This window comes from Roseivirga sp. E12 (genome assembly GCF_017592825.1).
In the GTDB taxonomy this organism is placed as follows: domain Bacteria; phylum Bacteroidota; class Bacteroidia; order Cytophagales; family Cyclobacteriaceae; genus Roseivirga.
In genome coordinates this window covers 120,140-133,153 of record NZ_JAGFMD010000008.1, presented here as the reverse complement: position 1 = coordinate 133,153, position 13,014 = coordinate 120,140, and the positions used below count along the sequence as shown (strand labels likewise).

Genomic DNA, 13,014 nt, shown 5'->3' with positions numbered 1-13,014 from the left:
GAATGTGCAAGTTAAGAGATGAATCTAAATTTCTTTTATCAAATCAGAGAAGTATTGCTCATAATTTGAAATGGTGTTTTCAATATTGAAAGTTTCGAGAGCAGTCTTCTTTCCATTGGTGATTAGCTTTTCTCTCAAACCTTTGCTTTCCTTCATTTTGAGTATGTTCTGAGCAATTTGATCGATGTCATTGTCAGGGAAAAGAAGGCCGTTTTCTCCATTCTCAATAAGGTCTAAATTACCAGCATAGGCTGTTGCTATTACGGGAACGCCAAGGGCCATTGCTTCTAGCAAAGATTGCGATAGTCCTTCCATTGTAGATGCCAATATCTTGGCATCAAAAAGCTTGTAATAGTCAAGGATGGCGGGGGCCTCTACCTGCCCCTCAAAATAGATTTCATGGTTTGTCGAGAAGCGTTCGATCAGTTCTTTGATTTCTTCAGTCGGAGTGATACCACAAAAGATGGCCTTTATGGGTTCGTTTATTTTGGCCAGTGCCTGAAAAATTTGCACTTGGTTTTTCATACGTGAAACACACCCAAGAACGAATTCATCGGGCTTAATAGAGAACTTCTGCCTCAACTTCTCAACATTCTCAGTATTGATGTGACCGTACTTTGAAGTAGGCGTGCCATTGTGAATTACCTTAATATGGTCAGCATGAAAGCCCAAACCTGCCAAGCCTTCTTTCACTTGTTGGCTGACCGCTACTATTCCATTAGTCTTCTTATTATATAAAAAGCGCTGCAGCGGGCCTCCTACACTCAAAGGCATTTGCCTTCTGGTATGAACAATTTTGACACCAAGACCATATCGAATATTAGCAAAAATGCTTGTATAGCGATCGTGGCTTGACTGTGAGTTAATGAGTTGAATCTTATGTGTCTTTACAGCATCTCTAATTTGCCCCCAGTTGGTGAGATCAAACTTTCCTTTGAAAGTCATAGGGATACGGTTGACTTTAGACCCTTCGAGCAGTTGCCAAAGCAAACTTTCTTTTCTAATACCTACATGAATACTGTGGCCACGATCGGCAAGACCTTTAGCCAAATAGGCAATAGAATTGGTTGATCCAGCGACATCGCCCTGATAAGTAAGAAAGAGAATACTGAGTTTTTCCAAGTCCTTGATTTCACAAAAAACACCAAACACATCTTTATAAACAAGTTCTCATTTTAGGATTATATGAGAAAAGAGTTTTTAATGGTGCTGATCTGGGTAAACATCACATTGAAAAGTAGGAACTAGCTCTTTTAATTTATTAATTTTAGCCCATGTCGGAAGATGTATTACAAGACGAACAGGAAGTTCAAAGACAGAATTATTCTGAGAAGGAGAAGACTGAGATTTTTGACAGTGAATTCATGCCACACGTGGATTCAATGTACAATTTTGGTTACAGGCTTACTTTTGACGAAGACGATGCCAAAGACCTAGTGCAAGACACTTATTTAAAGGCATTTAGATTTATCAATTCTTTTCAGCGCGGAACTAATGCAAAAGCGTGGTTGTTCCGAATCCTGAAAAACAGTTTCATCAACGAGTTTAGAAAGAAGAGTAAGCAACCAGCCAAAGTTGACTACAACGAGGTTGAGCAATTCTACAATTCGGATGATGCTGGTGAAAATATCACTACTGATCTGCGAGTTGAGACTGTTCAACATATGATTGGTGACGAGATTTCTGGTGCGTTGAATGGCATACCAGTTGATTTCAGAACAGTGATTATATTAAGTGATCTAGAAGGCTTTACTTATGAGGAGATGTCTAAGATTTTGGATATTCCTATCGGTACAGTTCGATCTAGATTACACAGAGCGCGTAATATGCTAAAAGAAAAACTGGCAGGATACGCTAAGGAAATGGGATATAATAAAGAAGATTAAGATGTCGGAGTTTTCAGATTGGTTTAAGGACACGTTTAAAAATTGCTATTGCGATAAAGGAAATTTGGTCAATGAAGAGCAATTCTCTGAAATTGTGCAATTGGTACTTGACAATGAAGCAGACGAAGAGTCTCTGGCTATTTTTCAGCAGAAGATTAGCACTTGTGTAAAGTCTAATTTTACTTACGAAAAAGAGAAGTGCATGCGAGAAGAAATTCAAAAGAAGCTGGCTACGTATGACAAAGAAATCCCCAATGACCTGGCGCAAATGATCAGGAAAAGTGTCAACCTTTAGATAATGGGTCAAGGCAAGGCATTCATCTTTACCGCACCCTCTGGTTCGGGAAAAACAACTATTGTAAAACATTTATTGGCTAACAACCCTAAGCTGGGGTTTTCGATTTCTGCTTCCACTCGAGATAAAAGGGGGCGTACGGAAGAGAATGGTAAGGACTATTATTTTTTGCTTCGAGATGAGTTTAGGCAGAAGATTGAAGAAGATGCCTTTATAGAATGGGAAGAAGTGTATACAGGAAATTACTATGGTACACTGAAGTCAGAAGTCCAAAGAATTTGGGATGAAGGTCGTCATGTTGTTTTCGATGTGGAGGTGAAAGGCGCACTTAAACTCAAGGAGTATTTCGGAGATGATGCCCTGGCGATTTTTGTTAAAGTTCCGAGTATGGAAGAACTGGAAAATCGATTGACAGGCCGAGGAACCGAATCTCGAGAAAGTCTTTCTCAACGCTTATATAGAGCGAAATTCGAAATGACCTTTGAAAACAAATTCGATGTGACTTTGCTTAATCAGGAAATGGAAGTTTCTTTTGCTAAAGCTGAGAAGCTCGTTAACGATTTTATAAACTCTTAAGCATTGCGAGTAGGACTATTTTTTGGTTCGTTTAATCCTATCCACATTGGCCATCTGGTAATAGCAGATGTTATGGCTGATCAAACCGACCTTGATGAGATATGGTTTGTGGTCAGCCCACTGAATCCATTCAAAAGTAGCAGTACCTTACTCCATGAGTTTGATAGGCTGAAAATGGTTGAGTTGGCTATTGCCGATAATTATAAATTCAGGGCGAACGATGTTGAATTCAATATGCCCAGACCAAGTTATACTGCTGATACTTTAGGTTATTTGGCTGATAAGAATCCTCAGCATGAGTTCAAGTTGATCATTGGAGAGGATAATCTTCTACATTTTCATAAATGGAAGAATCATAAGGCAATTCTACAGAGCTTTGGACTTTATGTTTACCCACGTCCGCAAGTGGATAGATCAAAGATCAAAATTGAGCATGAGAATATTCGATATGTAGAATCCCCAATGCTAGATATATCCGCAACATTTATTAGGAACTCCATTCGCAATGAGCACTCTGTTCAATATCTATTGCCCCAGCCTGTGGTGGATTACATCAAAATCAAGAAATTTTACCAGTAGCTGAGCGTTCTCTGTATTTAAGAATCCTTAACTATTTTTCCTTTGTTAAGGGACTAAAACAATGAACTTTGAAAAAATTTAAGACAGTAGCGGACATTTTAAGCCTTTAGGTCGTCTATCAACTGTCAAATATGTTTTGGAGCATAGTGTCTTTTGGCGCGTAAATTGTTCTGAAGTCGAAAACCTCAACCAATGCAACGTATAACTTTATTTACGCTCACCTTTTTGATGCCACTTGGTCTCTTGGCACAAGGAATTAAAGGAACTATTAAAGACAATGAAGGCAACCCAATGCCCTTTGCTTCCATATATGTGAAGGAAATGGGGACGGGAACGTCATCTAACCTAGAGGGTAACTACGAGTTGCCACTGAAATCGGGAAGATATAACGTAGCCTTTCAGTTCATGGGTTATACCACCCAAATCAAGCAAATAGAGGTGTCCAATGGCTTCACAACCTTAAATATTGTGATGGTGCCACAAGTGATTGAACTTCAGTCTGTGGAGGTAATTGGGAAGGCCGAAGACCCTTCTTACACCATTATGCGAAAGGCTATTGCCAAAGCGAAGTATCACCTGCTTCAGAATGACAGCTATTCTGCCGAAGTGTATATGAAAGGAACCGGGCAGATTACCAAGGTACCATGGATATTAAGACGAACCCTTGAAAAAGAAGGCATAGACACTAGTCAAGTATTCACTTCTGAGTCGGTGAGTGAGATTTATTTTGAGCGGCCGAATACCTTTTCAGAAAAGGTGATTTCCGTTAGAGCTTCTGGGCAGGATATGGACAATGCCAATCCTAATTCATATATCAATAGTAGTTTCTATTTGCCCGAAGTGGTGAATGCCATATCACCGCTTAGCCCAAGAGCATTCTCATATTATAAGTTTGAGTATCAGGGAAGCTTTATAGAACGAGGCTATGAGATCAATAAGATCAAGGTAACACCAAGGTCAAAAGGAGATGACGTCTTTGAAGGTGAGATATATATTAGAGAAGACTTTTGGAATATCCACTCTCTTGATCTAACAACTAGCCTGATGGGTTTTAAAGTTGGTATTGAGCAGATCTTTGCTCCAATAGTAGGGGAGACATGGATGCCGGTAACACAGAAATTCGAGTTTGGAGGTTCTATTTTCGGCCTGGCTGGGACTTACTCTTACCTGGCTTCTGTGAGCAATTATAAGGTCACTCCAAATGATGACCTGGACCAGTCCGTGGTTTTGATAGACGAAAAGATTGCGCCAGCTCCAGAAGAGATTGCTGCTATTAAATCAGGAGATCTGGATATAGGTGTAAAAGAGGTTTTCCAAGAAGACAAGGAAGTCTCGCGTAAGCAGTTCAGAAAACTGATGCGGGAATATGAGAAGCAAGAAAAGGAGGAAGAAGAAGAGCCGGATGTTATTTCTGACTACAGTTTTAAAGTTGACACTACTGCCGCAAAAAAGGATTCTCTGTACTGGGCCAAACTAAGGCCAGTCCCTTTGACAACGAAAGAAATAGAGAGCTACGTAAGAGAAGACAGTACCTACTTTGCTGATAAAGCGAAGGCTGAGTCTGACACACTAAGATTACAAAATGGTGAGCGGTTTAAGCTGACCGACCTCCTCGGTGGAGGTTATTATAAGCTTGGGGAACGCCTTAGGTTTCAACATGACGGATTATTAGTGGGTACAGGATTTAATACTGTCGAAGGTTGGCAGGTAGAGGCAAAAGGACAGTTTTTCTGGAGACAGGACACCACCACGCGATTAAGAATCACACCGTTTCTTCGTTACGGCTTTGCAAGTGAGCAGGTTTATGGAAAAGTTGAGACTGTTTTTGGTGTTGGTCAGCGTGAGCAGCGCAATACATTCAGAGTTTCAGGTGGTCACTATATCAGTCAATTTAACCCAGACATAGTAAATCCGCTCATTAACAGCTATGTGACATTGGTGGGGAGAAGAAATTTCATGAAACTCTATGAAAAGACTTTTGTGAAAGCCACTTGGGCTAGAAGGATTAGATACAAACATACCTTAGGCGCAGGGTTTGAATGGGCGGATAGAAATGAACTCTTCAACAATACCAACTATAGTTTTGGCGATAGATCAGAAACCCTTTTTAGACCTAATAGACCGGTGAACTCAGAATTAGGCGCTGAGCCGGTTTTCTCTCAGTCAGTAGCTTCAAAGGCATATCTGTATTATGCCGTCAGGCCTTGGCTAAAATTTAGAAGGTATAATGGTCGTTTGATTCCTATTAGTGATACTTCACCTGAATTTAAGCTGACTTATAGAAAGGGTATCAATGGTCTTTTGGGTAGTAATGTCGACTATGATCATATAGAGCTAGGTTTGACTAGTCAGATCAGTTTGGGCGTGCGAGCTTTGGTAGATATTGAGATTGAGGCGGGAAAGTTCTTGACGAACGATGCGGTAGCATTCGCAGACTACAAGCACTTTAGTGGCAATAGGCTCTTGTTTGTTCCCCTAAAGGTGACGGGTGGTTTCAGAATGTTAGACTACTATGGCTTCAGTACTAAGGATGAATACTTCTCAGCATTCAACCACTTTAGATTTAGGAAGCTGGCATTTACTCATTTGCCGATGCTTCGCTTTAGCGGAATTAAAGAAAACCTATTCCTGAATTATTTGAGAACGTCTCAGTCCGAAGACTATGCTGAAGTCGGATACACCATCGACAATATCCTCAGGATATTCAGGCTTGAGTTTATCCAGTCCTTTCAAGGGTGGAAAGCTAAAGACTTTGGTGTTAGAATAGGAGTGGCGGCCATTATCGGAGATAGTAATTAAGCGAATTTTTAGGGGCTCATAAAAGAATAACTAATCACATAGTTGCTTATAAACTAATAAAATAGTTATTTAACTAAGATTTTAAACTTAGTTAACTATGGGCTATAACAAAAAACGACAAAGCCAGGAGGTAAATGCCGGTTCAATGGCTGATATCGCCTTTTTATTACTGATTTTCTTTCTGGTTACCACGCAAATTGCCACCAATAAGGGGCTGACAATGATACTTCCTCCGCCAAAGGAGGATAACATAGATGTGCCTTTGAATGAAAGAAACGTATTGAAAATTCAGGTCAACTCTGCCGATAAGGTTCAAATTGAAGAAGAACCAGTGCCTAACCTTGATGACATTGATAAAATCGTCTATGATTTTGTTTTGAATTTTGGAGAGCCTGATGACAAGAAGCGAGGGAAGTCTAACATGAGTGATCGTGAAACCTTTCAGACACTGCCTGCTACTATGAAGAATTACATTACCAGAAACTTGAGCCGTGATGATTCATCAGAAGGTCCAAGCAAAGCTGTGGTATCAGTGAAGACGGATAGAGGTAGTGGTTACGATATGTTCATCAAAGTAATGGATGAAATCAATGCTGCCTACTACAGAATCTATGGTGAACGCGTAGGTCTGACCGCTGAGGAGTATCGAAAGCTTAATAGGAATGACCCAAGACAGAGGCTCCTTTATGAAAAAGGGAAATTGGGTATCAATAAAGGCATATCCCTAGCTGAGCCAACTGCCGTTGGAGGCAGTTAAGAAGATTTTTATTTTCGTTTTGGCATTTGAATTGATAAGGGTTTCGGAAGAAACCCTTTTCTATTACTTTAGCGAAAAAAGAAGCCATGAGAATTCTTACCATCTGTTTAGTCTTGACATTAACAGCCGTGTCACTTCAAGCCCAGAAGACATTCCAGGAAGGGAAGCACTATGAGGTGGTTTCTCAGGAAAAGTCAATGAGAATTCAGGTGACGGAGTTCTTTTCTCTGTTTTGTGGACATTGTTTCCAATTTGAAGCCTTAGTGGATACCCTTGAAGCGTCTTTAGGCTCTGAAGCTATATTCAGAAAATCTCATGTCGATTACCTTCCTAGAGACAATGAAAAGGCTCAATTTGATATTGTGAAGGCTTTTGTCACTATGGGTGAATTGGATATGGAGAAGGAACTCACTAGGCAGTTTTTTGCTGCTATTCATGCCAAAGGGATGAAAATGGACACTCCTGAAGAGATTAAAAAGATCTTTTTGGCAAACGATGTGAATGAGGTTGAGTTTGACCGGCTTTTCAATGGGGAGGAAGTGGAATACCGCGCCAAAGAAATGGCAAAACTCTGGGAAGAGAAGAAAGTCACCAATGTGCCTACTTTAGTAGTCAATGGTATGTATAAAATTGAGATGGGCAGTGTGCGAAGTTTACAAGAACTCATTGACCTGACCAATTATCTTTTGGCCAAGTAGCCAAACTTCCATTTAAAAAAAAGCCTTTGATCCTTCAGTTTTCTTGTGTCAATTTAGATGCAAACCTTAAAACTGATGAAGAATCTTTACCTCTCCTTTCTATTACTATTTCTATATGCTTGTCAACCAAGTACTACCAGTGAGGCCGACCGTTGGGCCGCACAAGCTGAGCAAGTAACTATTATCCGAGATGACTATGGTGTTCCTCATATCTATGGAAAAACGGATGCAGATGCAGTTTTTGGGATGCTCTATGCCCAGTGCGAAGATGATTTTCCACGAGTAGAAAGAAACTATTATTGGGCGATCGGTCGATTGGCTGAAGCCGAAGGAGAGGCCGCTTTGTACAGCGACTTAAGAGCTCGGCTATATATGACCATAGATGAGGCGAAAGAAGCTTATGCTTCGGCTCCTGATTGGCTCAAAGAACTATGTCAGGCTTATGCCGATGGCATCAATTACTACTTGCATACTCACCCTGAAGTTCAACCGAAGGTTTTAACACGTTTCGAACCTTGGTTCCCTATGTTCTTTTTCGAAGGATCGATAGGCGGTGATATTGAGAGTGTATCAACACGAAGAATCCGTTCCTTTTACGGTGAGGGCAAGTCAATGGCATTTGCAGACATCACCCCGCAAGAGTCTTTTGAGGAGGAGCCTAGCGGATCGAATGGTTTTGCTATTTCGGGTGAGCATACCGCATCTGGTAATGCTATGTTACTTATCAACCCGCACACCTCATTCTATTTCAGGGGTGAGTCTCAAGTTGTGAGTGAAGAGGGATTGAATGCTTATGGTGCCGCAACATGGGGGCAGTTTTTCATATACCAAGGTTTTAATGAGAAGAATGGTTGGATGCATACTTCCACACGAGTTGACTTCATGGACGATTTCTTAGAGACTGTGGAAGAACGTGATGGGAAACTTCAGTATAAGTATGGTGAAGAATGGAGAGATGTAGAAGTAGACGAGGTGACCTTGAAGTATAAAGATGGTACAGAAATCAAAGAAAGAACCTTTCCAACTTACAGAACACATCACGGACCAATCACTGGTAAGATTGATGATAAATGGGTAGCCACTAAGTTAAATTGGGAACCTGTTGATGCCCTTATTCAATCGTTCACCCGATCGAAGACCTCGAATCATGAGGAGTTTTGGGAGATGATGAAAATCAGAAGAAACTCATCTAACAATACAGTCTATGCAGATGCAGATGGTACCATTGCCTATTACCACGGAGACTTTGTGCCAAAACGTGACCCACAGTTTGACTATCAAAGACCAGTCGATGGGAGTAATCCTGCAACGGATTGGCAAGGGATGCATGAACTTGACGAAATCATTACCATTGTGAATCCGGGTAATGGTTGGATTCAGAACTGTAACTCAACGCCATTCACAGCTGCTGCAGAATTCAGTCCAAAGAGGGAAGATTATCCTTTCTATATGGCACCAGACGCAGAGAACTTTAGAGGAGTACATGCTGTACAAATGTTGAGCAAAGCCAAAGACCTGACCATTGATGGCTTAATTGAATTGGCTCATGATCCTTACCTGCCAGCCTTCGAAAAGGTGATCCCTGGATTATTAAAGGCTATCGAAAGTAGTCCAGCTAAAATGAGATCCTTGAGAGGTCCTTATCAGGCATTGAAGAATTGGGATTTGAAGACTTCGAAAGAGTCGGTGGCCATGAGTTTGGCACATTTCTATGGTACTATTTACAACCGAAAAGGGAAGAATCCAGAAGGCTTAAGAGGGAACGAACGATTCGACTATTTTGGAACAGGATCGCCTTATGCTGAGCGCATCTCTATTTTTGAAGAGGCTGTGGCTGCAATTACCGAAGACTTTGGTACATGGGAGACTCCTTGGGGAGACTATAATCGCTTCCAGAGACTTTCAGGCGATATGGACTTACAATATGACGATAATGCGCCAAGCATTCCTGTAGGAATGACCACTAGCCGTTGGGGAGCTTTGGCGGCTTATGGTGCTAGAAGCTTTAATGGTAGCAAAAAGATCTATGGTTATAGAGGTAATAGCTTTGTGGCCATGGTTGAGTTCGGTGATAAAGTAAAAGCAAAGAGTATGTTGGCCGGTGGTCAAAGCAATGATCCTAACTCACCTCACTTCGTAGATCAGGCGCAGCGATATGCGGATAAGCAGTTCAAAGATGTAGCATACTACAAAGAGGACGTGGAAGCTCGGGCGCAAGAGACATATAGACCTGGGTCCAGGAAATAGGAATCAATAAACAGTTAATTAGGTCGTTTCCGGATTGTGAAACCCTCAATCAGAATTAGAACGATGAGCTGATCGAAATAAGCGATCAGCTCATCGTTGTTTTTAGACATCAGAAGACAATTTTGTAGGACTAGCGCCTGACGGAATTTTCGTGGTAATTCAACTGTTGACCAACACCTACTCCGTTCTCAGATTCTTTACTGGGTTAGACATCGCTGCTTTAATCGAGTGATAGCTTACCGTCAGCCAAGCTACGGCAAGAGACACAACTCCCCCAATGACAAAGGAGATCCAAGTGTCGATCATGTTGATACGATAGGCAAAGCCTTCGAGCCATTGACCCATTACCCAAATGGCAGCTGGGATGGCCAGTAACACAGCAATAAAGATTAGCTTGTTAAAGTCGCTCATGAGGAGAAAGACCACTCTTGCTGAAGTGGCACCCAACACTTTTCTAACCCCAATTTCTTTGATCCTGCTGCCGATAATGAAGGTTGCTAATCCAAAAAGGCCTATGCAAGCAATCCAAATAGCTATACCTGTAAACACTAAGAAAAGATCTCCGGACTTCTTTTCAGCTTCATAAAGTTCAAGGAGTGAATCATCGAGAAAGCTATAGACATAAGTTTGATTCGGTGCTTGCTCCCTCCAGATTTCGCGTATAGACTCTACTATGCTTGCAGCTTGATTTGGATCGATCTTGAGTGCAAGGTTGCCCACATTTCCTCCAAAGGCACTTTCGGCACTAAAAATAGCCATCGGTGTGATTTCAGTATGAAGTGATTTATAGTTATAGTCTTTAACGACACCGGCTACCTGATAGACCACATCACCACCAGGGTTGTTGCCACCTTGTACATTTACAACACTTTGTCCAACAGGGTCGCCTTGAATTCCAAGGGCACGGACGGCTGACTCGTTTAACATTAGAGAAAGTGTGTCTTGAAATTCTTTTGAAAAGGAGCGACCGGCTAATACATCCATTTGCATTGTCTCCTGGAAGTCATCAGCGAAAACGACACAGTTCAGGGCTATTGATTCATTTACACCCTGAAGCCTGAAAGAAGCACCAAAATAATTTCCGGTCCCGGGCATGGCACTGGCTGCTCCCATGCCATTGACACCAGGGATTTTACCAACTTCTGTTTTAAAGGTCTCCATATCTGGTACGCTAAAGGCTCTTTCGATGACTAAGACATTGTCCTTTTCAAAACCAAGGTTTCTATCTTGCATATAGCGCATTTGTTGACCTACAATCAGCGTGCTGCATATCAGCACTATGGAAATGAAAAATTGAAAAACCACGAGTCCATTTCGAATCCACGCACCGTTTTTGCTGTGGATCATTTTACCCTTGAGTACAACAACTGGTTGGAAGGATGACAATACAAAAGCAGGGTAAATGCCAGCTATGCCTCCCAGTACAAGACTGAAGATGGTCAGGATGCCAATGTTGGTGGCAGTAGTAAAATTACTGAGCAGAATCGACTTATCTGTAAAGCCATTAAAAGCTGGAGTAATCAGGAAGACTAAGCCGACTGCGATTAACATTCCGGCAAGACTCACGAAGATTGATTCTATCAAGAACTGGCTAATAAGTTGCTTTTTCTCTGACCCTAAAACCTTTCGAATACCAACTTCTTTCGCCCTTTCTGTAGACCTAGCTGTGGCCAAATTGATAAAGTTGACAGCGGCTAAGGCAACAATGAACACCGCTATCGATAAGAAGATATAGATATAAGTGATATTGCCATTGGCTTCAAACTCTGCTTCTAACTGAGATTTCAAGTGAATGTCTGTTACAGGTTGTAGGAAGTAATTGTACCCATTACCACTGGCTTTAAACTCTTCGAATGAGATTTTTTGATTTCTTTCGATTTGCCCAGCAGCATATTGCTCTACTAGATCTACATATTTCTTATTGATTAATTCTGGGTCCACACCTTCTTTGAGCAAGAGATAATTATGCACCGAGAAGTTTACAAAGTTGGCCTGAAGAAAGGTGAGTAATTCTAGGTTGATTAAGAGGTCGAACTCGAAGTGAGTGTTCTCGGGAGTGTCTTCGGCAATACCCGTTACAATTAAATCTCCTAAGTCTGATTTTAGAATTTTTCCAACTGCTTCATCCTGACCAAAATATTTTAAGGCAGTGCTTTCGGAAAGTATAACTGCGTTTTGGACATTAAACAGTTCTGATTTGCTTCCGCTTAATAATTTGATGCCAAAAAGGTCGAAAAAATTCTTGTCAGCTGCCCTCAGGTCGTTCTCTAAGAAAGTTTCATTCTCGTAAGTCACATTGATGCCAAAGCCAGGAAAGATTCGACAGAATGCCTCCACTTCTGGAAAGTCGATGGCTGCCTGTTCGGCCATGGAATATGGAGTAACAGCGTAGTGAGAAGTGTGATCTGGATAGAACCTATCCAGTGCTACACGATAAAGCCTGTCTTTATTGGGATGGTAATTATCATAACTTGTTTCGCTTTGAACGTAGAGTAAAATAAGCATGCAGACAGCAAGACTTATGGCAAGCCCTCCCACATTAATAAAAGTGTAAAGTTTGTGCTTGAATAGGTTTCGGAGAGCGAGTTTAGCGTTAATTCTGAACATAGCTGAAAAATTTTGGTTGTTGCTGAGTTTGACTTTTTTGAGTACTGAAGGCCTGATCATTTTCAAGACTTCTTTTTTATATAATCGAGCGGCAATGGGGTATCCATGTTCGCTCAGGTTTTCAGAGAACTCCTCTTGAAGATCTCCCTGTAGTTCTAAAAAATATTCCTCCTTGCAGAACCATTTGAAGAGTCTGCTAAAAAACTTCGGAGGTGCGTCATTCTTATGAGGCATAATTGAGTTCTAGCCTTATGCTTGGGATTTTGTTCCAGAGATTATCTCTCATTTCGCGCGTTTCATGGAGCGTCTGTTTCCCTTTATTGGTTACTTCATAATAGCGTTTGGGTCTGCCACCGCGTTCTTCGTTGGCTTCTCCCTGTCTAGATTTCAAGAAACCCTTCTCTTCTAACCTTGTAAGTGCCGTATGTAAGGCACCGCGACTAATACTCCGCTTAATGTTTTTGTTGATTTCTCTCTTGATGCTGACACCGTAAGCATCGTCACCCAAAACAAGAATGGTTAGGAGGGCGAGTTCCTGAAATTCACCTAAATGAGTCCCTTTCATAGTGT

11 protein-coding genes are annotated in these 13,014 nt (G+C 41.3%); 8 read left to right on the top strand and 3 right to left on the bottom strand.

What is annotated here, in order from left to right; translation table 11 throughout:
* Positions 1–24: 24 nt before the first annotated feature.
* Positions 25–1,122, bottom strand: coding sequence for a glycosyltransferase family 4 protein (locus tag J4E76_RS16820; protein WP_208505949.1), 1,098 nt, complete (start codon positions 1,120–1,122; stop codon positions 25–27).
* Between the two features lie 152 nt (positions 1,123–1,274).
* On the opposite strand from J4E76_RS16820, the gene J4E76_RS16815 reads away from it, so the two are divergent.
* The 8 genes from J4E76_RS16815 (at position 1,275) to J4E76_RS16780 (ending at position 9,837) form a co-directional block, all read left to right on the top strand.
* Complete coding sequence (locus J4E76_RS16815) at positions 1,275–1,886, top strand: sigma-70 family RNA polymerase sigma factor (protein ID WP_208505948.1); 612 nt, start codon at positions 1,275–1,277, stop codon at positions 1,884–1,886.
* Position 1,887: 1 nt separating this feature from the next.
* Positions 1,888–2,181 carry a hypothetical protein gene (locus tag J4E76_RS16810; protein ID WP_208505947.1) on the top strand — a complete coding sequence of 98 codons (294 nt, stop codon included), beginning with the start codon at positions 1,888–1,890 and terminating at the stop codon, positions 2,179–2,181.
* Positions 2,182–2,184: 3 nt separating this feature from the next.
* Entirely contained in the window at positions 2,185–2,757 is a 573-nt protein-coding gene (gmk, locus tag J4E76_RS16805; protein ID WP_208505946.1) for a guanylate kinase, read from the top strand.
* 3 nt (positions 2,758–2,760) lie between these two features.
* Positions 2,761–3,336: a nicotinate (nicotinamide) nucleotide adenylyltransferase gene (gene nadD / locus J4E76_RS16800; protein WP_208505945.1), complete on the top strand. Its 576-nt coding sequence runs from the start codon at positions 2,761–2,763 to the stop codon at positions 3,334–3,336.
* Between the two features lie 192 nt (positions 3,337–3,528).
* Complete coding sequence (locus tag J4E76_RS16795) at positions 3,529–6,135, top strand: DUF5686 and carboxypeptidase regulatory-like domain-containing protein (RefSeq protein WP_208505944.1); 2,607 nt, start codon at positions 3,529–3,531, stop codon at positions 6,133–6,135.
* Between the two features lie 97 nt (positions 6,136–6,232).
* On the top strand, positions 6,233–6,892 hold the full coding sequence (locus J4E76_RS16790) for a biopolymer transporter ExbD (protein WP_208505943.1): 660 nt from the start codon (positions 6,233–6,235) through the stop codon (positions 6,890–6,892).
* A gap of 86 nt (positions 6,893–6,978) precedes the next feature.
* Positions 6,979–7,590, top strand: coding sequence for a thiol:disulfide interchange protein DsbA/DsbL (locus J4E76_RS16785; protein WP_208505942.1), 612 nt, complete (start codon positions 6,979–6,981; stop codon positions 7,588–7,590).
* A 75-nt stretch (positions 7,591–7,665) separates the two neighbouring features.
* Positions 7,666–9,837 carry an acylase gene (locus J4E76_RS16780; RefSeq protein WP_208505941.1) on the top strand — a complete coding sequence of 724 codons (2,172 nt, stop codon included), beginning with the start codon at positions 7,666–7,668 and terminating at the stop codon, positions 9,835–9,837.
* A 177-nt stretch (positions 9,838–10,014) separates the two neighbouring features.
* On the opposite strand, the gene J4E76_RS16775 is transcribed toward J4E76_RS16780, so the two are convergent.
* Both J4E76_RS16775 and J4E76_RS16770 read right to left on the bottom strand, forming a co-directional pair.
* Positions 10,015–12,678 carry an ABC transporter permease gene (locus J4E76_RS16775; RefSeq protein WP_208505940.1) on the bottom strand — a complete coding sequence of 888 codons (2,664 nt, stop codon included), beginning with the start codon at positions 12,676–12,678 and terminating at the stop codon, positions 10,015–10,017.
* Positions 12,668–13,009, bottom strand: coding sequence for a PadR family transcriptional regulator (locus J4E76_RS16770; protein WP_208505939.1), 342 nt, complete (start codon positions 13,007–13,009; stop codon positions 12,668–12,670). Before J4E76_RS16770 ends, J4E76_RS16775 begins: the two co-directional genes overlap by 11 nt.
* Between the last annotated feature and the right edge of the window lie 5 nt (positions 13,010–13,014).

What these genes read in the sequence shown, in the direction of transcription:
- J4E76_RS16815 (WP_208505948.1), top strand. Translation starts at nt 1,275, where the DNA reads ATGTCGGAAGATGTATTACAAGACGAACAGGAAGTTCAAAGACAGAAT.
- J4E76_RS16810 (WP_208505947.1), top strand. Translation starts at nt 1,888, where the DNA reads ATGTCGGAGTTTTCAGATTGGTTTAAGGACACGTTTAAAAATTGCTAT.
- gmk (WP_208505946.1), top strand. Translation starts at nt 2,185, where the DNA reads ATGGGTCAAGGCAAGGCATTCATCTTTACCGCACCCTCTGGTTCGGGA.
- J4E76_RS16795 (WP_208505944.1), top strand. Translation starts at nt 3,529, where the DNA reads ATGCAACGTATAACTTTATTTACGCTCACCTTTTTGATGCCACTTGGT.
- J4E76_RS16790 (WP_208505943.1), top strand. Translation starts at nt 6,233, where the DNA reads ATGGGCTATAACAAAAAACGACAAAGCCAGGAGGTAAATGCCGGTTCA.
- J4E76_RS16785 (WP_208505942.1), top strand. Translation starts at nt 6,979, where the DNA reads ATGAGAATTCTTACCATCTGTTTAGTCTTGACATTAACAGCCGTGTCA.
- J4E76_RS16780 (WP_208505941.1), top strand. Translation starts at nt 7,666, where the DNA reads ATGAAGAATCTTTACCTCTCCTTTCTATTACTATTTCTATATGCTTGT.
- J4E76_RS16775 (WP_208505940.1), bottom strand. Translation starts at nt 12,678, where the DNA reads ATGCCTCATAAGAATGACGCACCTCCGAAGTTTTTTAGCAGACTCTTC.
- J4E76_RS16770 (WP_208505939.1), bottom strand. Translation starts at nt 13,009, where the DNA reads ATGAAAGGGACTCATTTAGGTGAATTTCAGGAACTCGCCCTCCTAACC.